General features: G+C 63.0%; 18 protein-coding genes. 10 read left to right on the top strand and 8 right to left on the bottom strand.

Features of this window, described 5'->3' with window-relative positions:
- Positions 1–180: 180 nt before the first annotated feature.
- Complete coding sequence (purU, locus tag FHS84_RS18285) at positions 181–1035, bottom strand: formyltetrahydrofolate deformylase (protein ID WP_166936968.1); 855 nt, start codon at positions 1033–1035, stop codon at positions 181–183.
- 72 nt (positions 1036–1107) lie between these two features.
- On the bottom strand, positions 1108–2022 hold the full coding sequence (locus tag FHS84_RS22295; RefSeq protein ID WP_341801846.1) for an NAD(P)-dependent oxidoreductase: 915 nt from the start codon (positions 2020–2022) through the stop codon (positions 1108–1110).
- An 11-nt stretch (positions 2023–2033) separates the two neighbouring features.
- On the opposite strand from FHS84_RS22295, the gene FHS84_RS18275 reads away from it, so the two are divergent.
- The gene (locus FHS84_RS18275) at positions 2034–3467 is read left to right on the top strand and encodes a pyridoxal phosphate-dependent decarboxylase family protein (protein ID WP_208393952.1); all 1434 of its coding nucleotides are present in this window, start codon (positions 2034–2036) and stop codon (positions 3465–3467) included.
- On the opposite strand, the gene FHS84_RS18270 is transcribed toward FHS84_RS18275, so the two are convergent.
- From FHS84_RS18270 to otsB, 3 genes are read right to left on the bottom strand one after another with little or no spacing between them, the layout of a single operon-like run.
- A complete protein-coding gene (locus tag FHS84_RS18270; protein ID WP_166936965.1) occupies positions 3442–4536 on the bottom strand; it encodes a mechanosensitive ion channel family protein in 1095 nt (364 codons plus the stop codon). The genes FHS84_RS18275 and FHS84_RS18270 overlap by 26 nt on opposite strands.
- Positions 4533–5909 (bottom strand): trehalose-6-phosphate synthase, encoded by a 1377-nt coding sequence (locus FHS84_RS18265; protein WP_166936964.1) that lies wholly within the window; start codon positions 5907–5909, stop codon positions 4533–4535. The genes FHS84_RS18270 and FHS84_RS18265 overlap by 4 nt, the downstream gene beginning before the upstream one ends.
- A 57-nt stretch (positions 5910–5966) precedes the next feature.
- Complete coding sequence (gene otsB, locus FHS84_RS18260; RefSeq protein WP_166936963.1) at positions 5967–6689, bottom strand: trehalose-phosphatase; 723 nt, start codon at positions 6687–6689, stop codon at positions 5967–5969.
- A 111-nt stretch (positions 6690–6800) separates the two neighbouring features.
- Between otsB and FHS84_RS18255 the strand changes: the two genes are divergently transcribed.
- Positions 6801–8093 carry a mechanosensitive ion channel family protein gene (locus FHS84_RS18255; protein ID WP_166936962.1) on the top strand — a complete coding sequence of 431 codons (1293 nt, stop codon included), beginning with the start codon at positions 6801–6803 and terminating at the stop codon, positions 8091–8093.
- A 25-nt stretch (positions 8094–8118) separates the two neighbouring features.
- On the opposite strand, the gene FHS84_RS18250 is transcribed toward FHS84_RS18255, so the two are convergent.
- Together FHS84_RS18250 and FHS84_RS18245 are read right to left on the bottom strand one after the other, a co-directional pair.
- Entirely contained in the window at positions 8119–9060 is a 942-nt protein-coding gene (locus tag FHS84_RS18250) for an alginate lyase family protein (RefSeq protein WP_166936961.1), read from the bottom strand.
- 53 nt (positions 9061–9113) lie between these two features.
- Positions 9114–11270: a prolyl oligopeptidase family serine peptidase gene (locus FHS84_RS18245; protein ID WP_166936960.1), complete on the bottom strand. Its 2157-nt coding sequence runs from the start codon at positions 11268–11270 to the stop codon at positions 9114–9116.
- A gap of 193 nt (positions 11271–11463) precedes the next feature.
- Between FHS84_RS18245 and FHS84_RS18240 the strand changes: the two genes are divergently transcribed.
- The 4 genes from FHS84_RS18240 (at position 11464) to FHS84_RS18225 (ending at position 14437) form a co-directional block, all read left to right on the top strand.
- Positions 11464–11652, top strand: a complete 189-nt coding sequence (locus FHS84_RS18240; protein ID WP_166936959.1) for a hypothetical protein — start codon at positions 11464–11466, stop codon at positions 11650–11652.
- 197 nt (positions 11653–11849) lie between these two features.
- Positions 11850–12452: a superoxide dismutase gene (locus tag FHS84_RS18235; protein WP_166936958.1), complete on the top strand. Its 603-nt coding sequence runs from the start codon at positions 11850–11852 to the stop codon at positions 12450–12452.
- A gap of 57 nt (positions 12453–12509) precedes the next feature.
- Entirely contained in the window at positions 12510–13625 is a 1116-nt protein-coding gene (locus FHS84_RS18230; protein WP_166936957.1) for an FAD-dependent oxidoreductase, read from the top strand.
- Between the two features lie 113 nt (positions 13626–13738).
- A complete protein-coding gene (locus FHS84_RS18225) occupies positions 13739–14437 on the top strand; it encodes a hypothetical protein (protein ID WP_166936956.1) in 699 nt (232 codons plus the stop codon).
- On the opposite strand, the gene FHS84_RS18220 is transcribed toward FHS84_RS18225, so the two are convergent.
- Complete coding sequence (locus FHS84_RS18220) at positions 14419–15222, bottom strand: hypothetical protein (RefSeq protein WP_166936955.1); 804 nt, start codon at positions 15220–15222, stop codon at positions 14419–14421. The two genes, FHS84_RS18225 and FHS84_RS18220, sit on opposite strands and share 19 nt — an antisense overlap.
- Positions 15223–15478: 256 nt before the next feature.
- Here FHS84_RS18220 and FHS84_RS18215 point away from each other — a divergent pair, with 256 nt between their 5' ends.
- From FHS84_RS18215 to FHS84_RS18200, 4 genes are all read left to right on the top strand, one after another.
- Positions 15479–16054, top strand: a complete 576-nt coding sequence (locus FHS84_RS18215) for a YciE/YciF ferroxidase family protein (protein ID WP_166936954.1) — start codon at positions 15479–15481, stop codon at positions 16052–16054.
- 182 nt (positions 16055–16236) lie between these two features.
- Complete coding sequence (locus tag FHS84_RS18210; RefSeq protein WP_166936953.1) at positions 16237–17907, top strand: glycoside hydrolase family 9 protein; 1671 nt, start codon at positions 16237–16239, stop codon at positions 17905–17907.
- Between the two features lie 81 nt (positions 17908–17988).
- Positions 17989–18747 (top strand): FkbM family methyltransferase, encoded by a 759-nt coding sequence (locus FHS84_RS18205; protein WP_166936952.1) that lies wholly within the window; start codon positions 17989–17991, stop codon positions 18745–18747.
- A 351-nt stretch (positions 18748–19098) separates the two neighbouring features.
- Positions 19099–19911, top strand: coding sequence for a baeRF12 domain-containing protein (locus FHS84_RS18200; protein WP_166936951.1), 813 nt, complete (start codon positions 19099–19101; stop codon positions 19909–19911).
- Positions 19912–19920 lie beyond the last annotated feature (9 nt).

The raw sequence follows: 19920 nt of genomic DNA, 5'->3' as shown, positions 1-19920 counted from the left end.
TGCGTAGCCTCGGCGAAGCAGTGACGAAGGGGGGAATGTCGCGGTGGTGGAAACAGTTCTCGGTCCCCCCTCCGCCTCGCAAAAAGCTCGGCACCTCCCCCGCTTTTTTTGCCAATGTGCGGGCGGAAAGAGTTTTCACCGCGGGGGAGGAAAGAGGTTTTGCGCCTTCGCTAGATCGCCTCAGTAAAACACCACCGTCCGCTTGCCGTTCAGCAGGATGCGGTGTTCGGCGTGCCATTGCACCGCGCGCGCCAACACCTTGTTTTCGATATCGCGGCCGACCGCCGCCATTTCGTCGCCGGACATCGCGTGGGTGGCGCGTTCGACGGCCTGTTCGATGATCGGGCCTTCGTCGAGGTCGCTCGTCACATAGTGCGCGGTGGCGCCGATCAGTTTCACGCCGCGGTCGTGCGCCTGATGATAGGGGCGGGCGCCCTTGAAGCTCGGCAGGAAGGAGTGATGGATATTGATGATCCGTCCCGGCATGGCGTCGGCAATCGCGGGCGACAAAATCTGCATGTAGCGCGCCAGCACGACGAGATCGATGCGCTCCTCGGCGATGATCTCGGCCAGCGTCTTTTCCTGCGCCTTGCGATTGTCGGCATTGACCGGCAGATAGCGGAACGGAATGCCGGACGCGGCGGCGACGTCCGCGAAATCGCGATGGTTGGAGACGATCACCGGAATCTCGATGGGCAGCGCGCCGATGCGGTGGCGGTAGAGCAGATCGACCAGGCAATGGCCGAGCTTGGACACCATCAGCAGCGTGCGCGTCTTCACCGCGCTGTCGTGGATCGCGGCGGTCATGTCGAATTCGCGCGCGATGGGCGCGAAGCCTTCGCGGATCGCATCGCCGCTGGCGCCGGTCTCGGAGGCGAACGAGATGCGCAGGAAGAAGCGGCCGTTGTCCCTGTCGCCGTACTGGGCGCTGTCGATGATGTTGCAACCGGTATCGAACAGATAGCGCGTAACGGTCGATACGATCCCGCGCCGGTCGGGGCAGGAGACGGTCAGGACATAGCTGGTGTCGCTCATCGGAAGGCCAGTTTCTTTCTGCTGGCCGTCCTCTTACGCAATTTATCGCCGCACGGGAAGAGGACCGAACGTCTATCCTTTCAAACCGGCGCGATGTGCGGCGAGAAGCGCCAGCGAGGCCCAGTCTTTCTCCGACCAGCCTTTGGCCATGGCCTCGACGAAATGGTCGTGCACCACGCTGGCCAGCGGCAGGGAGGCTTCCATCTCCTTGGCGGCGGCGAGCGTCAGCCCCGCATCCTTGTAGCCGAGGCTGAGTTTGAACCCGGCCTTGTCGTAGGCCTCGTCGCCGATGATCTTGCCGTAGATCTGATAAATCGGCGCCGAGAAATTGGCCGTGGTCATCACGTCGAAAAACACCTTCGGATCGACGCCGCCTTTCTTCAGCAAAGCCGCCGCTTCGCCCATGGTTTCGATCGCCGAGGCGATCATGAAATTGCCGGTGATTTTGAACAGATTGGCTTGCGCCGGTTCGCTGCCGACCACGGCGTATTTGGCGCCGATGGCTTTCAGGATCGGTTCGACCTTCGCAAGGGCGTCGGGCGCTCCGGCCGCGACGATGGTCAGCTTGCCGGCGGCCGCGGCGTCGGGGCGGCCGAACACCGGCGCGGCGACATAGCCGAGGCCGTGGCGGGCGTGGGCGGCGGCGATCTCGCGGGCGAAGGCAATCGAGACCGTCGCCATGTTGACGTGGACGAGACCCTTGGCGGCGCGGTCCAGGAGGACGCTGTCGAGACCCACTTCGTGCACCGCCGCGTCGTTGGCGAGCATCGAGAACACCGCGTCGGCCTGCAGCGCGTCTTCCGGCTTTTCGGCGGGCGTCGCGCCTTGGGCGGCGAGGGCTTCTACCGGCGCGGGACTGCGGTTCCAGGCGATTACGCCATGGCCGGCCTTCAGAATATTGGCGGCAATTCCTTGTCCCATACCGCCCAAACCGATGAATCCAATCCTCACGGCAACCTCCTGCTCGACGCAATGACCTGATGCTATATAAGACGCCCATGAGCGATTTGAAGCCGCCTTCCGAGCCGTCCCTCGATCCCGAGAACTGGGAAGAGTTGCGCGCGCTCGGCCATCGCATGCTCGACGACACGCTGGAGCATCTGGCCGAGGTCCGCAGCCGTCCGGTGTGGCGGCCGATTCCGGACGCGGTACGGGCGCGGTTTCGCGCCGATCTGCCCGAAGAACCCGGCGATCTCGCCGCCGCTTATGACGAATACACCCACTCCGTCGTTCCTTACGCAGCGGGGAATGTCCATCCCGGCTTCATGGGCTGGGTTCAGGGCGGCGGCACCGCGGTCGGTATGCTGGCGGAAATGCTGGCGGGCGGATTGAATGCCAATCTCGGCGGCCGCGATCACATGCCGGTCGAGGTCGAACGCCAGATCGTCCAATGGGTGCGGCAGATCTTCGAGTTTCCCGAAGGGGCGTCCGGCCTGTTTGTGACCGGCTCTTCGCTCGCCAATTTCATCGGCGTTTTGGTGGCGCGCACCGCCGCGCTCGGTCCGTCGGTCCGCAAGGCCGGGTTGGATGGTGCGAAATTGCGGGCTTACGCCAGTGCGGCAGCGCATCGCTGTATTCCGCTGGCGATGGATATGTCGGGTATGGGCTCCGACGCCGTGCGCCCGATCCCGGTCGATGCCGATGGCCGTATGGAAATGGTCAAGCTCGCCGAAGCGGTCGCGCGCGATCGCGCTGCCGGTCTGCAGCCGTTCCTGGTCGTCGGTACGGCCGGCACCGTCGACACCGGTTCGATTGACGATCTCGATGCCATTGCCGATTTCTGCAAGGCTGAGGGTTTGCGTTTCCATATCGACGGCGCGTTCGGTGCGCTCGCGGTTTTGTCGCCGCAATTGAAGCCGCAGGTGAAAGGCATCGAACGGGCGGATTCCATCGCGTTCGATTTCCACAAATGGGGGCAGGTGCCGTACGACGCCGGGTTCGTGCTGGTGCGCGACGGGCAGTTGCATCGCGACACCTTCGCCAGCCCTGCCGCCTATCTGCGCACGCAGGCCAAAGGCCTCGCCGCCGGTGCGCCGTGGTTCTCCGATTACGGCCCCGATCTGTCCCGCGGCTTCCGGGCCCTCAAGACGTGGTTCACGCTGAAGACCTTCGGCCTCAAGCGCATCGGCCGTTCGATCGAGCATTCCTGCGAACTCGCGCGCCATCTCGAAGCCCGCGTTCGCGCCGAACCGAAACTGGAACTGCTGGCACCGGCCCGGCTCAACATCGTCTGTTTCCGTTATCGCACCTCCGATGCGGCGAACGCGAAGATCGTCGTCGATCTGCACGAATCCGGCATCGCGGCGCCATCCACCACGACCGTGAATGGCAAGCTCGCGATCCGCGCCGCCTTCGTCAATCATCGCACCCAGATTCGCGATGTCGATGCGTTGGTGGACGGCGTTCTCAAGCTCGGCGCTGCTGCACAATAGCGCGATCGTCTTCGCCGACTTGTTCCTGACGCCGGCGGGGCAGCGCTTCGGGATATTCCTCCCGCAGCCATGCCAGTACCTTTTCGCGGATTTCGCAGCGCAGGTCGAAGTTCTTTCCGGCATCGCTGGCGGTGGCGAGAATACGCAATTGCATGGTGAACTCGTTGACATCGGTCACCGCGACGTTGATGACGTTGCCGTCCCACAGCTTCGATGCTTTGGCGATCTCCTGAACCTTGTCGCGGATCAAGCCGACGTCGGCCAGATAATCGAGGTTCAGCATCACGGTGCCGATCAGTTGTGACGACTGCCGCGTCCAGTTCTGGAACGGATTGGTCATCATGTAGGAGATCGGCACGATCAGCCGCCGCCAGTCCCAGCAGCGGATCACGACATAGGTGGAATTGATCTCCTCGATCCAGCCCCACTCGCCGTTGACGATCACCACGTCGTCGATACGGAACGGCTGGGTGATGGCAAGCTGCACCCCCGCGACCAGGTTTTCCAACAGCGGCTTGGCCGCGAAGCCGACGGCGATCCCGGCGATCCCGGCCGAGGCGAACAGCGACACGCCGAACTGGCGCACCGCATCGAAGGTCATCAACGCGAAACCGATGGTGATGGTCCCGATCACCACATCGACCGTCCGCTTCAACAGCCGCATCTGGGTGATGGCCTTGCGGGCAAGCAGATTGTCGGTCGTATCGGAATGGAACTTCGCCATATAGCGGTTGATGGCGAGATCGGACGCCACGATCGCAATCCAGCCCATCAGAATGATGAACGCCGCGAAGAGCACGCGCTCGATGATCTGGTTGGTGCCGCGGTCGAGCGGCAGCGCCGGCGTCACCAAGCCCGCCACCAGAAAGGTGAGAGCAAATTGCGCCAGCCCGCCGGCGTGGGCGAGCACGATATGCGTCAGCGTGCGGTCGCTCGGCAGAATGCGGCGGATCAGCTTGCGGATCAGCCCGAGCAGCAGCGCGGTCACGATCGCAATCCCCACCAGGGCCACTACGGCGACCAGCCAGTCCGGTGCCCAGCTCGGGATGAAGGAATAGTGAGCCCTCATGCGGCGGCCCTCGCCGGAACCGCGCCGCTGAGCGCTTCCAGGAACCCGTCGCAGTAGGCGCGCGCCGAAAGCGACTTCAGCTTTTCGAACAGGCGGCCGTGACGGAGCTTGCGCTCGTCCAGACTCATGGCGAGACCGTCGTGCATGGCTTCGGCGATTTCGTCGGGGTCATGCGGATTCACGATCAAAGCCTCCTCGAAATAGTTGGCGACGCCGGCGAAGCGCGACAGGATCAGAACGCCCGGATCGGCCGGGTCCTGAGCGGCAACGTATTCGTGCGCCACCAGGTTCATTCCGTCGCGGAGCGGCGTCACCACGCCGATGCGGGCGATGCGGTAGAACCCGGCCAGCGTCGAGCGCGCCAGGCTCTGGCTCATATAGCGCAGCGGCACCCAGTCGAAGGCGCCGTGACGCCCGTTGATGTCGCCCGCCATGCGGTTGAGGAGGGGGCGCAGCGCGGCGTATTCCGAGACGTCCTCGCGCGAAGGCGCTGCGATCTGCAGGAAACTGACGCTGTTCTTGTGTTCGGGGAACCGCGTCAGCAGGCGATTGAAGGCTTCGAACCGGTTGGGCAGGCCTTTCGAGTAATCCAGGCGGTCGGCGCCGATCATCAACTGGCGCCCGACGAGGCTTTCCACCAGCCGTCGCGTATTGCGCCCTTTGACGGCCCGTGCGGCCATGTTCTGGAAGCCCTGCGTATCGATACCGATAGGGGTCACGATCGAACGGACGCTTCGCTCGGCGGCGATGGTTCCTTGGCCGTCGACAGGGAACTTCAGGATGCGCTTCACGCAATCGAGAAAATCGTCCCGGTGTTCCGCCGTTTGGAAACCCACCACATCGAACGAGCAGAGGTCGTTCAGCAGTTCCTCGCCGCGCGGCAGCGCTGCGTAAAGGCTGGAGGGCACGAACGGGATGTGGAGAAAGAATCCGATGGCGTTGGTGACGCCGGCCTGCCGCAGCTCGCTCGCCAGCGGAATAAGGTGGTAATCGTGTACCCAGACGAGATCGTCGGGCCGCAGCAGCGGCGCCAGGGCGCGGGCGTAGAGCCGGTTCACTTCGCGATAGCCGTCCAGATGCTCGCGGCGGAACTCCATCAGGCCGAGGCGGAAGTGCAGCAGCGGCCACAAGGTGCCGTTGGCGAAGCCGACATAGAAATTCTGATAGGCGTCGCGGCTGAGATCGACGGTGGCGATATCGATGCCGTCCTCCTGGGCAACGGTGGCGCGATCGGAAGCCTTGTCGGCCAGACGTCCGCTCCAGCCGAACCACAGCGTGCCGGGCTCGATGGCATCCTTTAGGGCCACAGCCAAGCCGCCCGCCTTGGCGCCTTTGCCCGGCGTGCGATTGGAGACGATTACGAGGCGTGCCACAGGCCGTACTCCCCCAGTGAGGCTAGGGTTTCAGAAAGGGAACGCCTGAAAAAAGCGTCAGGTTCCCGAAGCAAGTTCCGTGGCGACGGTTTTCAGCCAGCGGCGGACGTTGGCCGTCTCGCCGTCGAAATCGCGTGCCACATGCAGGCCCAATCCGCCGGCGTCGCGCGCAACGGCAAATCCGTCCTCGTCGGTGACATCATCGCCGACGAACACCGGCACGCGCCCCCGGAATGGTGCGGTTTCGAGGAAGCGGCGTATGGCGGTGCCCTTGTCGGCGCCGCGCGGCCGGATTTCGAACGCCATGCGGGCCGGCAGAACTTCGAAATCCGGATCGTCGGCCGTAATCCGCATTACCAGCGCCCGCACGTCCTCTTCGTGCTCCGGGGCCAGCCGGTAGTGCACCGCGACGCTCGCGTGCTTCTCGCCTACGAGGACACCGGTCCAGTCCTTCGTCTCCACACGCAGGCGCTTGCGCCAGGAGAGCGGCACGCTTCGGGCTACGCAGGTCTGAACGCTCCCGTCGGGGAGGCGCACGATAGCGCCATGCTCGGCGGCCGCGGGCAGGCGAAGCGGTGCCATCAGCCGGTCGATGATCTCGAGCGCTCGTCCGCTGACCAGTGCCAGGGCGCCGCCGAGCCGGTCCGATACCGCTTGCAGCAGGCCGGGCAGATCGGCCGGGACCACCACATCCTGGGGACGCGGGGCGATATCGATCAGTGTGCCGTCGATGTCGAGAAACAGGGCCCAATGGCGCTGCGGTACGGTGATCCGTTCCATGTCGATCCTTTAGCCCAGCGGGAATGCACCGGCAAAGGCACCGGTTCCCGCTCCGGCTTGAAGACCGCAGGCGTCGCGTGGAACACTTCCGCAGTCGATTCGCGTAAGCGCATGAGCAGCAATTTCCAAACCCTGGATGTCGCCCGTTTCCTGTCGGAAACGCCGCACAAGATCCTCGAGCAGATTCAGACGCCGCTGTTTCTCACCCAGGCGGCGCTGGTTGTGTTCGGCGGCCTTTGCGCGTGGTGGATGGCCCGGCTGGCACGCGGGCCGCTGGTCCGTTTCGCCGCCAAGCTGCCCCGCTCCTGGGCGGCAACCTTCCTGCATCGGGCGCAGTACATCGCGCTTCCGCTGCACTGGCTCGCCATTCTCTGGATCGGCGCGTTGACCGGATTGGCGCTGAACCTGAAGCTGCCGCTGCTCGATGCCGCCATCGATTTGGTGACCGCCTGGATCGTTATCCGGCTGTTGTCGTTCTCGGTGAAGAGCCACGTCATGTCGGTGGCGATCGCCAGCGCCGCCTTTCTGATCGCCGCGCTCAGCATTCTCGATCTTTATCATCCGCTGATGAACTGGCTCGGGCGGGTCGAGGTTTACAACACCAAGCAGACGCACATTACCTTGCTGGTCGCGATCCATGCGTTGATCGTCCTCGGCATACTGCTGTGGCTGACGCGCTTCCTTTACCGCTTCCTGCAACGGCGTATCGAGCAGGCACCGGCCCTGACGCCCTCGTTGCAGGTGCTGCTCAGTCAGCTTCTCAAGATTTTCCTGCCCGCCATCGCGGTAATGGTCGCGCTGCAGACGGTGGGAGTCGATCTCACCACCCTGACGGTGGCGTTCGGCGCGGTCGGCCTCGGCATTGGGCTTGGCCTGCAAAAGGCGGTATCGAACCTCGTGTCGGGCTTGACCCTGATCATTTCGAAATCGATCAAGCCGGGTGATATCCTGAAATACAAGGACACTTACGGCTGGGTCACCAACATGAGCGCGCGTTACGTCACCGTGCGCACGCTCGGCGGCATCGAGCATCTCATACCGAACGATTACTTCATCGAAAACGGGGTCGAGAACTGGAGCTACTCCGATGCCTCCGTGTCGCTGTCCCTTTCGGTGGGGATTTCCTATGACGACGATCCGCATCGGGCGCTGCAGATTTGCCGCGAGGCTGCCGCATCGGTGAACCGCGTGATAAAGGCGCCGGCACCGACAGCCGTGATCAAGGAATTCGGCGACAGTTCGATCAATATCGACGTGTTTTTCTGGATCGACGACCCGCGGCTGGGCACGTCGAACGTCAGGAGCGAGGTCTTCCTCGCCATATGGGATCGCTTCAAGGCTGCAGGCATCACCATACCTTTTCCCCAGCGCGATGTGCGGATCGTCTCGGAAAAGGTGCAATAGGCAACACACGCCTTCGGAAGACCGGCTATTTCTTCACATGCTCGAGCGGATTGGCGGTTTTGAGATCGCCGCCGAGACGGGAGATGTTGATATACCCGAGATGGATATCGAACCGGTTCCAGGCCTCCGTCTTCGGCGGGTTGTGGCGGAAATAAACCGGCAGCCAGTCGTATTCGTCCTTGGATAGCTCGACCTGCGGCACGCCGGCCCGTTTCGCCATCCAATCCTGGTCTTTTCCGGCCGCGGCGCAGAACACGACCAGTTTCTCGAGTTTTGCCGAATGCTCGTCGAGAATGCTCTCCAGCATCACCAGCGGCGTGACGGAGAATAGGTGATAGTGCAACGCCCGTGACCCGCGTTTCATTTCGAGCGGCAGGATACCGTCGTCGCCGATATCGGCTTCGGCGGCCCGGAAGACTTTGCGGCTCCAGTCGAGGTCCGCGGCATTGCCGGTCACCGCGCCGGTAGCGCCGACCGCAAGACCTTCCCAATAGTAGTGATTGTTCTTGGTGCCCTTGTACGCGTCGGAGTGTTTGCGCACGCCGTCGGCAAGCGCCAGCAGCCAGGTGTCGATCGCCGCTTTCTGATCGCGCGAAGCCGCATCGCGCACTTTGGCGTAGCTGAGCGCCAGCCCGGCCAGCAGCCATTTGCGCTGGTAATGAGCCTGTTCCTTTTCGATCTTGCCGAGCAAGGCATCGCCTTCGGCCCAGGCCGTCAGCCATTGCAGGGTGCATTCCGTGTCGCCGTCGCTCGCCGACTTCGCGACCGCCCGCAAGAACGTCTCCAGCGGCGCTACCGCCGCTTCGTAGGCCGCGTGCTTCACCGGGTCGATATGCGAGTTGACCGGCGGGTCGTCGTAATAGCTATCGGCGATGATATCGCGTTGCGCCGGTGGCGGCGCCGGACAGTCGGCGAGGGCGGTCGTGGCGGTCACCGCGAAGCCCGCAAGCAGCAGGATTTTCAGCACAGTTTCCCCCGAGACCCCAACGGGGCGGACCGGTCAGCCCGCCCCGATCACAGCTATTTATGCCATTCCATCCCGAGCTGATCAAACAGGAAGCACAGCATGTCGGTCTGTTCGGCAATGCGGTCGCTGAGCGAGGAGCCGATGCCGTGGCCGGCGTGCATGTTGGTGCGCAGCAGGATCGGCAGGCCCGACGATGAGGCCGCCTGCAGCGCCGCCGTGAACTTGCGCGAATGCATCGGGTTGACGCGGCCGTCGGTGGCGCCCGTGGTCATCAGCACCGCCGGATAGGCGGTCTTGGCCACGACGTGATGAAGCGGCGAATAGGCGTAAAGCGCCTTGAACTGGTCGGGGTTCTTCACCGTGCCGAACTCGGTGGTGTTGAACGAGCCGTTAGGATCGAGTTCGACCCGCACCATGTCGTAGATGCCGACCGCCGAGACCACGGCGTGGGCAAGGTCGGGATGCTGGGTGATCTCCGCGCCCATCAACAGGCCGCCGTTCGAGCCGCCCATCAGTGCCAGCTTGGTATGGGAGGTGTACTTGTTGTCGATCAGATACTGCCCGGCGGCATAGAAGTCGTCGAACACGTTCTGCTTCTTGGTCAGCATACCGTCCTGGTGCCACTTCTCGCCGTATTCGGAGCCGCCGCGGATATTGGCGATCACGTAGATGCCGCCCGCGTCGAGCCACAGCCGCCGGAGGGCACCGAGGAAGTTCGGATTCTGGCTGACGCCGTAACCGCCGTAGCCGTAGAGCAGGGTGGGATTATTCCCGTCGAGCTTGGTACCCTTCTTCATGATGATATTGAGCGGGACTTTGGTGCCGTCCTTCGATGTTGCGAACACGCGCGTCACGGTGGCGTCGTCGAATTTGACGGGCGAGACCACCTTCAGCGCGGTTTCCTCGACCTTGCCGGTTTTGGGGTCCCAGGAGTCGTAGAAATACGGCCTCAGATAAGTCGTAACGCCGAACAGGATGCGTCCGTCCGCGAGTTCGACGATCTCGTGATTGGCGGCGATTTCCGGAAGCGGCAGTTTTCCTTCCGGTTTGCCGTCGAGCGTGAAGATGCGGACCTGATTGGGACCGCCGACGATATCGTTCACGAACAGGCGGTCTTTGGAGAACGACAGTCCGCTTTCGTTGGTCGTCTGGATTGCGACATCGGTTTGCGGCACCAGCACCTTCGCTGCCGCGAACCCGTCGGGCGCGATCTTGTCGAGCTTGACCACGAAGCCGTTCGAGGCACCCTTGCGCGAAACGCCGTAGACCGCGCCGTTGGGGCCGAACGCGGCGTAGACGATCTCATCCTCGTGTCGGCCGATGCGGACCGATGGCTTGCCGCGCGTCAGCACGTAATGAGCCCAGATGCCGCCGTCGCCTTTCTGGACGCGCGCCAGCACGGTCGGAAGGTTCTGTTCGTTGTCGAGGAAGATTTCCGAAACGCGTTCGAGACCGTCCTTGGTGCTCAGCACCAGTTCGTCCTTGGCCGCATCGCTGCCGAGGACGTGGAAATACACCTGCATGTTGAAATGCCGGTCGGCTTCCGGGGCATCGGGACCGGGATAGCGCGTGTACCAGAAGCCTTTGCCGTCCGGTGCCCAGGCGAGGCTGCCGCCCGCCGTCGGATACTGCACGCGCGGGATCGGCGTATCGATTTCCTTGCCGGTGGCGACATCGAACACATGCAGTGTGCCGTCCTCGCTGCCGTCCTTCGACAGCGAGGCTGCGATCTTGCTGCCGTCATGCGACGGTACGTACCAGTCGACCGCAATATGGCCGGAGGCGTCGAGCGCGTTGGGATCGAGCACCACTTTTTTCGTCGCCGGATCGGCGGCCGCATTCATGGTGACGATCACCGGCTGCTGCAGCTTGGGATCGGAGTAGGTCGCGAACACGACCGGTCCGCGCGGTTTGAGATCGAAGAAGGCGGGCGAGGTCGCGGAGACCAGCCGCATCAATTCGTCCGAGACGGGGCGTTGGCTTCTAAGGCCATCGAGGTAAGCACGCGTGCGCTTGTTCTGCGCTTCGCTCCATGCCTGCACTTTCGGGTTGGACCAGTCCTCCAGCCAGCGATAGGGATCGGCAACGTTCACGCCTTGCACGACATCGCTGGTCGGTTCCGAAGGTGTGGCCGGCGGCGGCGGAAGGGTTGCGGCAAGCGCGGCTGTAGTCAGCGCCACGAAAGTGACTGCGCGAAGGATGACGTTCATTTTGCTCCCCAGCATTGAGCGTAAAGCGCGGTGCTATGACGAAACCGCAGATGTGTGCGTCAACCCAAACAGAGGTTGGGTGGTCCGTAAAGACCCGAATTGATGTACAAAGACAAAGCTGCGAATTCGCGTGCATGCGATCCGCCGACCGCGGCAACAACAACGTATAAAAAGCGCGTATCTGGAGGCAGTAATGTTGCAAGAGTCTGGGCAAGAGCGAAAGCAAAATGCCACCCAGCCCGAAGATATCGAAGGCCTGAAGGGACTCATCGCCAAGCTGCGGTGGGCAGGCATGGACAAGGACGCCGAAAAGCTCTGCCACGAGCTTGAGGCGCGGGCGCCGGCGGATTGCCTGGTGCCGGGTCCGCTCGAGACGGACTGAGGCGCGTCGGACCAAGGTCCGATTTCCAAAAAGCGGGGTGTGCCAATGGCGCGCGCCGCTTTTGGCGTTTCTACGGGCCTGAATTACGGCTTGAATCCGCCCATTTTCGTTGAAATCTGCGGCACTATTTGTAATAACTCTAATCTATGGAGTCGCGGCCTCCTTTTGCCGCCGATGGAACTCGACTGGAGATTATCATGACGATTCAGCTTCCCGATCTGCCGTACGCCAAGGACGCGTTGGCCCCCCACATCAGCGCCAAGACGCTGGAGTTCCATCACGACAAGCATCACGCCGCTTACGTCACCAACGCGAACAAGATGATCGCGGGCAGCGATCTCGAAAACGCGTCGCTCGAAGACATCGTGAAGGCCGCGGCCGCCGATCCTTCCAAGAAGGCGCTGTTCAACAATGCCGGGCAGGTGTGGAACCACAACTTCCTCTGGAATTCGATGAAGCCCAACGGCGGCGGCAAGCCGACCGGCGACATCGCATCGCGCATCGAGAAGGATTTCGGCGGTTACGAGACGTTCGCCGAGAAGTTTGCTGCGACGGCGGTCGGCCAGTTCGGTTCGGGCTGGGCTTGGCTGGTGCTCGACGGCGGCAAGCTGGCGATCGTCGGGACGGCCAACGCCGACACGCCGCTGGTGCACGGCCAGACGCCGCTCCTCACGGCCGATGTCTGGGAGCATGCCTATTACCTCGATTACCAGAACCGCCGTCCGGATTACGTCAAGACGTTCCTCGAGCATCTGGTCAATTGGGAGTTCGCCAACGTCAATCTCGGAAACGCGAAATAACGGGAACCTTTCGAGCCACCCGCGAGTTACGGTAGACGCTGTTCTCGCGGGGGCTCGATGACTTCGGACGTGTTGATCGTCGGCGCGGGGCCGACGGGACTTGCGGCGGGACTCTTTCTCGCCGCCCGCGGCTTGTCTTGCCGCATTGTCGATAAGGCGGCGACGCCCGCTACGACCTCGCGCGCGCAGCTCATCAATCCCCGCACCTTGGAGCTTCTCGACGGCATCGGCTGCGCGGCGGCTTTGGTCGCCGAGGCGCGTACGATTGGCGGCGTCGCGTTCTATCATCATTGGGAAAGTGTCGGCGTGCTGGAGTTCGGCGACGTTCATCCTCGTTTCAAGATGAGCGTGCTGCCCCAGACGCGGACCGAAGCGATCCTTGCGGCGGCTCTCGCGGAAAAAGGGATCGTGCCCGAACGCCGGCTCGAACTCGAGAAATACAGTCAGGACGAGGCCGGCGTCGATGCGGTGCTGCTGCACCCCAGCCGCCAGCGCGAGACGGTGCGGACTTCGCTCCTGTTCGGCGCCGACGGGGCCCATAGCGCTGTGCGCAAAGGCATGGGCGTCGCGTTCATCGGTTCTGACTTTCCGGAGGAATGGCCGCTCTACGACATCCATCTGCACAATTGCCCGCTGGACCCCGAGCTGGCGCACATCTGCTTCGTCGACGGCGGCTTGGTCTTCCTGATGTGCATCCGCGATGGCGTCTGGCGGCTGTTCGGCGATGTACCGGGTCTGGTCGGCCGTTTGCCGCCGGGCACCCGCGCGGGCGAGCCGGTGTGGCAGTCGGCGTTCCACATCGCCCACCGTCTGGCCGAGCGCGAGGTTGACGGACGGGTCGCGATCGGCGGCGACGCGGCGCACATCCATTCGCCGGTGGCGGCGCGCGGCATGAATCTCGGCATCGAGGATGCCTATGTCTTCAGTGCCTGTGCCGCCGACATGCTGAAGGGCGAGGCCGCGCGCCTGTCCGATTACGGTCGCCTGCGCCAGGCCACTCACCGGCAGGTGGTGAGCGAGGTCGAACGGCTGACGCAACTGGCCCGCGGCCGGCCGAGCGTGATCGGCATCTTCCGGCAGATGTTCGTGCCGTTCATGACCATGTATCCTCCGGCGGCGCGCGCGGTGAAGAATCTCGTCACCGGCCTCGATCACAATGCCGATCTGAGCTGAAGCGTCAGTCTGCTTTACAAACAATCGATGGCGCGGGCGCAAGCCATTGAAAAACCGCGCTGGCACGAGGCTTGCGACCCTTCCCGCAGAACACTATCCCAGGGGAGTTTCCGATGCATGTGAAAGTCCTTGCCGCTGCGGCGGCCTGTGCCGTGTTTTCCATGGCTGCGAATGCCGCGTTGGTCGAGTACACCTCGCGCGCGGCGTTCGACGCGGCCTACAGCAACCGCAAGACCATCGACTGGAGCGTTTTCGGCCCCGCCGGAACGATCATTTCGACGCCGGATCAGCGCATGACCAATGGCATCATGGTTGGAGTCGGTTCGTCGCAGGGTGTCCTGGCCCGTCACGATGAAGGCACCGATTTTACCAGCGACTTCATGCCCGGCGAACATCTGCTCACCGATGCCGGCAGCCAGTCCGACACGTTCATCGTGCGCTTCGGCAATCCTATCGCCGGCTTCGGCGTTCAGATCGAGCCGGATGCGTTGAGCGGGCCGTGGACCGGCTCGATCGATCTCTTCGACTCCTCGGACGTCAATATCGGCCACATCACGATCGGCGGCACGCGCGGGACGGCCGAAGACGGCTCGTCGCCGTTCTACGGGCTGGTGCTCGATACCGCCAATCTCTCTTACGCGATGTTCTGGGTGGACAATCCGGAAATCTTCCCCGGCAAATCGGGATCGCTCGCGCTGGGGCCGATGGAGGTCGTTGCAGGCGTGCCGGAAGCGCCCGGTCTGCTTTTAGCAGGCAGCGGATTGCTTCTCCTGGGAGCGTGGTCCCGCCGGCGTCAGGGCTTGGTGAAATAGAGCCCGTTGGCGGTTGCGAAGCCGCGCTCGAACGCGGTGTGCAGCACCACCACCTGTTCGAGTTCCTTCTCGAAGGCCTTGAAGCGCTGACCGCGCCAAGGCTCCTGCAGGTGGCGCACGTTCGCGGCCATGTTGACCGAATTGTTCAGGCCGCGCAGCAAAGTGGAACGGACGTCGGAGGTAAGGTCGACCTCGGAATAGAATTTGAGGCCGGCGTCCGTCAGCCACTTCTTCCAGTCTTCGAGGCGCCGGCGGTCGGCGGCGGGCTGGCCCTTGGGGCCGCACATCACGTCGGCGACGAAAAGCTGTCCGTCCTTCTTGAGCGCTTTGGCGGCTTCGAACGCGAGGCCCTGGGGCGATCCGGTGAGCTTTGACGGCGACAGGATTGCGCAATGGGTGAGCCGGTTGTTGCCGAGCTGGCCGGAACCGGGCTTCCAGATCGCCAGCTTGATCTTGTCCTTCTTGGGCCGCTTTTCCAGCGTCGACAGTGCGGATTCGCCTTCGAACGTGTCGATCCAGATGCCGGCTTCGCGACTGAACGTGAAGAGCCGCGCACCGAGTTGATAGCAGACGCAGCCGAAGTTTCCGCCTTGGGTAGGCACGATCGTGCCGATGGCCCGCGAAGCGAACACGTGATCGAACGGCGTCAGATTGCCCATGCCCCACATGTCCTGGGCCACGGCCAACCAGGATTCGAACGGTCCTTCGTCGCGCGAAAGCTCGACTTCTTTATTCGGATCCTTCTGCCCCAACAGAATGATCTTCGGTTTGCCCACCGCACTCATGGCAATCACTCCTAGCCCCACGAATATGGCGGCTTGGTGTTAATGGGGTGTAAAGCAGTCGCTTCCCGCACTGCGCGCAATAGGAGCGGGAGGCGCGAAATATCTGGATTTTTTGGCAGCCTCTGGTTGTCGGCGGTCACGCGGTTAACTGCGTGCTAACCAACGCATCGATCTTTCGCGACACCGTTGCAGAAGCGGAACGCGGCTCTGGGGCGCGCGTTGAGCCCGTGAATTTCCCACAAACCACGGAGAGACCATGCCCAGCCCGAAATCCGCCCAGGAAGTCCTGGCGACCGAATTGAAAGAGATCTTCAGCGCCGAAAAGCAGCTCGCGCGGGCGCTGCCGCGTCTGGCCAAGAAAATCTCGAACGAGCGGCTCAAGGAATGCATCGATATGCGGGTCGAGCAAGGCGGCCGCCTGATCGGCGAGATCGAGGAGGCGCTCGATGAGATGGAAACTTCGCGCGGGCGTCCCAAGAACGTCGCGGCCGAAGGTCTTATCAAAGACACCGAAGAACACGCTCAGGAGATCGAAGAAGAACGCTTCCTCGAACCGGTGCTTGTGGCGTCGCTGCAGAAGCTGGAGCACTACTGCATCGCAGCTTGGGGTACCGCCAAGACGCTTGGCGAGCTTTTGGAGCATCAGGAGGTCGTCGATTGCATGGAGCGCGCGCTCGAAGAGGGCCGCGAGATGGACGAGAACCTCACGCAGCTTGCCGAGGAAGAGCTGAATCCCGCCATGATGGAAGGCGAGGAAGAGGGCGAAAGCGAGGGCGAGGAAATGGAAGAGGAAGAAGCGGCCAAGCCCCGCCGCCGCCGCGCTTCGCGATAACGAAGCCACCGGAAAGGGAGGCTCCCTGAACCGGTCCGTCCGCGCCGAATTCTGCTGGTTCCGGCTCCGCCTTGGATTATGGTGGTGCCGGAACTAAAGCAACGGACCTTAAATTCGCCTCATGCCGATGGCTGGCACCGAGCGAATTCAAAGTCCAAAGACGCTTTAATGGGGGCGGGGACATGTCTGCGACACGGCGCGAGGTGCTTGGAGGCTTAACGGCGGCTGCCGTTATCGGTAAGGCGTCCGGAGCGGATGTCTCGAATCCGATCATAGCCTTGCCCAAGACCAACCAGATCGGGTTCCTGCCGCAAGACGCCAAACACTTCGTCTGGACGGTCGAAGAGCTTCAGTCCCCGCACGCAGCATTTGCCATCCATCGCGCCGACGAAAGTTTGGTGTTCCGCGGGTTTACCGCAGCACCTGCCGACCAGCGCGCGTCGGCCGGCGAGTTCGTGACGGTCGGTGATTTTTCGCAATTGCGCGCCCCTGGCACGTATCGGGTCGTGGTGAATGGCGTGTCGTCGCATCCGTTCGTGATTGGCGAGACGGTCTATCGGCCGCTGCTGCGCGATGCCGTCCGGGCGTTCCGTCTCATCCGCGCCAATACGGCAATCGACGATCCCGTCACCAAAGTGCATCACGCGGCCGGACACCTTCGCGACGGCGCGCTGCCGGTGGATGGCGTCACGCGCGATCTTTCCGGCGGCTGGTACAACGCCGGCGACTTCGGCAAGTGGGTGCACATGGCGGCGCTATCCGTAAGCCATATGATGTGGCTTTACGAATTGCGTCCGCAGGCCGCTTTCGCCTTGAAACTCGATGTGCCGTCCACGCCCGGCTTGCCCGACCTTCTTGCCGAAGCGCGCTGGGGCCTCGATTTCATGCTGAGGATGCAGAACGCCGACGGCAGCGTGCTGCACAAGGTCGATGCCGAGCCGAATTTGCCCTGGGGCGTGCTGCCCGCCGACGACACCACCGAGCGCCACGCCATGCCGGCGGGAAGCTGGGATGTGGCCGTGTTCGTCGGTGCCATGGTGCAGGCCGCCGGTGTTTTCAAACCTTTCGATCCGGCGTTTGCAGAACGATGCCGCGCCGCAGCGCTCAAGGCCTGGACATGGCTGCAAGCGCATCCTGCGGTCGAAAACAACGATCCCTATTACGCCGGCAGCGACATTGCGCCGAAGTGGCTCTGGGCTTTGGGCGCGATGGCATCGTGGGATTCGTCGCTTCTGTCGCGTGCGGCGCAGGAGTTCGATGCGCGCGGCGTGGTGCCGTCCTCGTGGATGACGCCGCAGATACTCGGTGCCCTGACACTGGCGCGCGGTCCGGCGGGAAAAGCCCGCGATGTCGCGATCGCGAAGATTGCCGCCGCGGCCGACACCGTGATGGCTCAGTCCGCGACCGACGCGTATGGCTGCAACGGCGACCCGGCGATGTATTTCTGGGGCGGTGTCGAGAACGCGCTCAATGCGGCCAATACGTGCTTCATGGCCCATGCGCTCGGGGCCGGTGCGAAATACCCTGATGGCGGTACCCGCGTGCTCGATTACGTGCTCGGTCACAACGCACTCGGCCGCGCCTTCGTCACCGGGCATGGAACGGTCCGTGTCGAGCATCCCTGGCACTGGATTTATCGCGACCAAGCCATCGCCATCCCCGGCTGGGCCGTGGGCGGTCCCAATCACGCGACACAGGGCGCCGATCAGCCTCTGAAAATTCTGATCGCCAGCGGCACGCCGGCGGCCAAATGCTATCTCGATCAATGCGACTCCGGTTCCTGGGCTTCGAACGAAGGTCAAACCTCGGAAAACGCGGCGTTGCTGTTTGCGGTGGGCATGCGGGCGGCCTGATCCGCGCACCCGCGACGGTGCGTCCGATGGGAATCTGCGCCCGCATCTATAAGGCTCGTCCGGACTTTTGGGGCTTGGGTCATGTCGATCAAAGGAATTGTGCAGAACGCCATCAACGCGACCGGTTTCGACATCGTCAGGGCGCGCGTCCGCGATGGCGAGATTATGACCGGCCTGTTCGAGGTGTTCCTCGAATACTTCATCCTGGCGCAAGGCAAGGGCAGCATTCTTCAGGTGGGAGCGAACGACGGCGTTCGCGCCGATCCGGTCTCCGGTCTGATCCGCAAATACGATCTGGACGCGGTTCTGATCGAACCGCTGCCCGATATGTTCGAAGACCTTCAGAAGAACTATCTCGGCTGCGCCAACGTCCGGTTTGAGAACGTCGCGATCAGCACGAAGGACGGCACTGCGGCGCTGTTCCGGATCAAGCGCGACTGCAATTCGGTCCCGGATTGGGCCCATGGCATCGCTTCGTTCGACAAGAACCATTTGCTTCGTCTCGCCAATGCGCCCGACGTGGCGGATCGCAAAAGTTTTGGCGAAGCGATTGAGCCGGTGTCGGTGCCGGTCACGACGGTTTCGACGATTGTCGAGCGCCATCCCGAACTGCAGCGCATGCTGGCCCTCCAGATCGATACCGAAGGCCACGATTTTGTCGTCATCCAGTCGGCCATGGCGGCGGGGTGCCGTCCGACCCTGATCCATTACGAGGATCGCAGTCTGTCGTTGGCCGACCAGCGGGCCTGCCGGGCGATGCTGATGGACCTGGGTTACGGCTTCGTGTCCGAGATCGGCGACGCCATTGCCGTTCAACGCGGCGCGCTTCCCGCCGCCTAAGCGGGGCTGGGTTGCCCGGCTGAGGCTTGAAATGCGGTGGGCCGCTTCCCATCTACTGGGTAGGTGTTTGATCTCGCCGGATCGACTGCGACGCATTCGCTGGTACGCCCCCCAACCTCGAAAACCGAAAAACGAATGTACCGCCCCACCGGGGGGGGAGGGGGGAATGGACTGATTTCCGCAAATCAAAGATCAACGCCATGGGCTTAGGGCGCAAATGGCCGCTACAGCTTGTGGCATGAGGTTGGACGTAAGCGTCACCAACAAAGTGCGGAAGTCACGTGCGTCGAATCTGGACACGTTCTAATATCATCCTGTTCTGCCTCGAGGATTCCACGTGAGGAGTGATGGATGACTGGGAAAAGCAGACCGACCTACATTGCAGTGATGGATGGCTCGATGGCGCGGTTTTTCGTTCTGCGCCGTAGCGAGGAGGGCCAGGTATTTGAGGAATTGGCGTCGCCGCTCGCTGCGCGCCGCAAACAGCCTCGCGACAAGGCGGAGAAGGTCGACATCGACACGCTCCACTTCACCCGCGAAGTGGCCGCAGCGCTCGATACGGCTCATGCCGACAAGAAATTCGATCGTCTCGTTGTCGTGGCGCCGCCACGCCTTCTTTCGGAATTGCGCGATCAGATGACGGCGCGCGTGCGCGAGACGCTCGCCCATCAGGTGCCGAAAAACCTCGCCGGTCTCGGTGTCGATGCCCTGTGGGAGAAGCTGTCGCTGGTATTGCTCACCGCTGCGCGGCCGGTCAGCGTCGCATCGGATCGCGTGCCGACGGTGTCGGGCAACAGCCTGCCGGTGTCGGTGGTGTTCCGCAACATGGACGCCTCGCTGTCCGTGCAATCCGCCGCGCTCAAATACGCCGCCAAGCTGGGGCGCAAATTCGGGCGGATCCAGAATTGCCGCGTCACCGTCGAGGCGCCCAAGCACGAACATCGCAAGGTGAAGGAATTCCGCGTCGCCATCGACATGAAGGTGCCGGGCCATGAAATCGCGGCCAAGGCGGCATCGAGCGATGGACCGGCTTTCGACGATCTCGGGACCGCGTTGCGCGAGGCATTCGCCAGCGCCACGCGTCAGCTCCAGGATCATGTCCATCGGGTCAAAGGAGAAGTCCTGCGCGAACGCCGCCACGCCGCGCCGCGGAATGCCGCTTGAACCGTCAGT

This window comes from Rhizomicrobium electricum (genome assembly GCF_011762045.1).
Classification (GTDB): Bacteria; Pseudomonadota; Alphaproteobacteria; order Micropepsales; family Micropepsaceae; genus Rhizomicrobium; species Rhizomicrobium electricum.
Note: the sequence above shows the minus strand (reverse complement) of the source record. Positions and strands in the feature narration are given on the sequence as shown.

Excerpts from the sequence above, each read along its gene's own strand:
- purU (WP_166936968.1), bottom strand. The coding sequence starts at position 1,035 with ATGAGCGACACCAGCTATGTCCTGACCGTCTCCTGCCCCGACCGGCGC.
- FHS84_RS18275 (WP_208393952.1), top strand. The coding sequence starts at position 2,034 with ATGAGCGATTTGAAGCCGCCTTCCGAGCCGTCCCTCGATCCCGAGAAC.
- FHS84_RS18270 (WP_166936965.1), bottom strand. The coding sequence starts at position 4,536 with ATGAGGGCTCACTATTCCTTCATCCCGAGCTGGGCACCGGACTGGCTG.
- otsB (WP_166936963.1), bottom strand. The coding sequence starts at position 6,689 with ATGGAACGGATCACCGTACCGCAGCGCCATTGGGCCCTGTTTCTCGAC.
- FHS84_RS18255 (WP_166936962.1), top strand. The coding sequence starts at position 6,801 with ATGAGCAGCAATTTCCAAACCCTGGATGTCGCCCGTTTCCTGTCGGAA.
- FHS84_RS18245 (WP_166936960.1), bottom strand. The coding sequence starts at position 11,270 with ATGAACGTCATCCTTCGCGCAGTCACTTTCGTGGCGCTGACTACAGCC.
- FHS84_RS18240 (WP_166936959.1), top strand. The coding sequence starts at position 11,464 with ATGTTGCAAGAGTCTGGGCAAGAGCGAAAGCAAAATGCCACCCAGCCC.
- FHS84_RS18235 (WP_166936958.1), top strand. The coding sequence starts at position 11,850 with ATGACGATTCAGCTTCCCGATCTGCCGTACGCCAAGGACGCGTTGGCC.
- FHS84_RS18230 (WP_166936957.1), top strand. The coding sequence starts at position 12,510 with ATGACTTCGGACGTGTTGATCGTCGGCGCGGGGCCGACGGGACTTGCG.
- FHS84_RS18225 (WP_166936956.1), top strand. The coding sequence starts at position 13,739 with ATGCATGTGAAAGTCCTTGCCGCTGCGGCGGCCTGTGCCGTGTTTTCC.
- FHS84_RS18220 (WP_166936955.1), bottom strand. The coding sequence starts at position 15,222 with ATGAGTGCGGTGGGCAAACCGAAGATCATTCTGTTGGGGCAGAAGGAT.
- FHS84_RS18215 (WP_166936954.1), top strand. The coding sequence starts at position 15,479 with ATGCCCAGCCCGAAATCCGCCCAGGAAGTCCTGGCGACCGAATTGAAA.
- FHS84_RS18210 (WP_166936953.1), top strand. The coding sequence starts at position 16,237 with ATGTCTGCGACACGGCGCGAGGTGCTTGGAGGCTTAACGGCGGCTGCC.
- FHS84_RS18205 (WP_166936952.1), top strand. The coding sequence starts at position 17,989 with ATGTCGATCAAAGGAATTGTGCAGAACGCCATCAACGCGACCGGTTTC.
- FHS84_RS18200 (WP_166936951.1), top strand. The coding sequence starts at position 19,099 with ATGACTGGGAAAAGCAGACCGACCTACATTGCAGTGATGGATGGCTCG.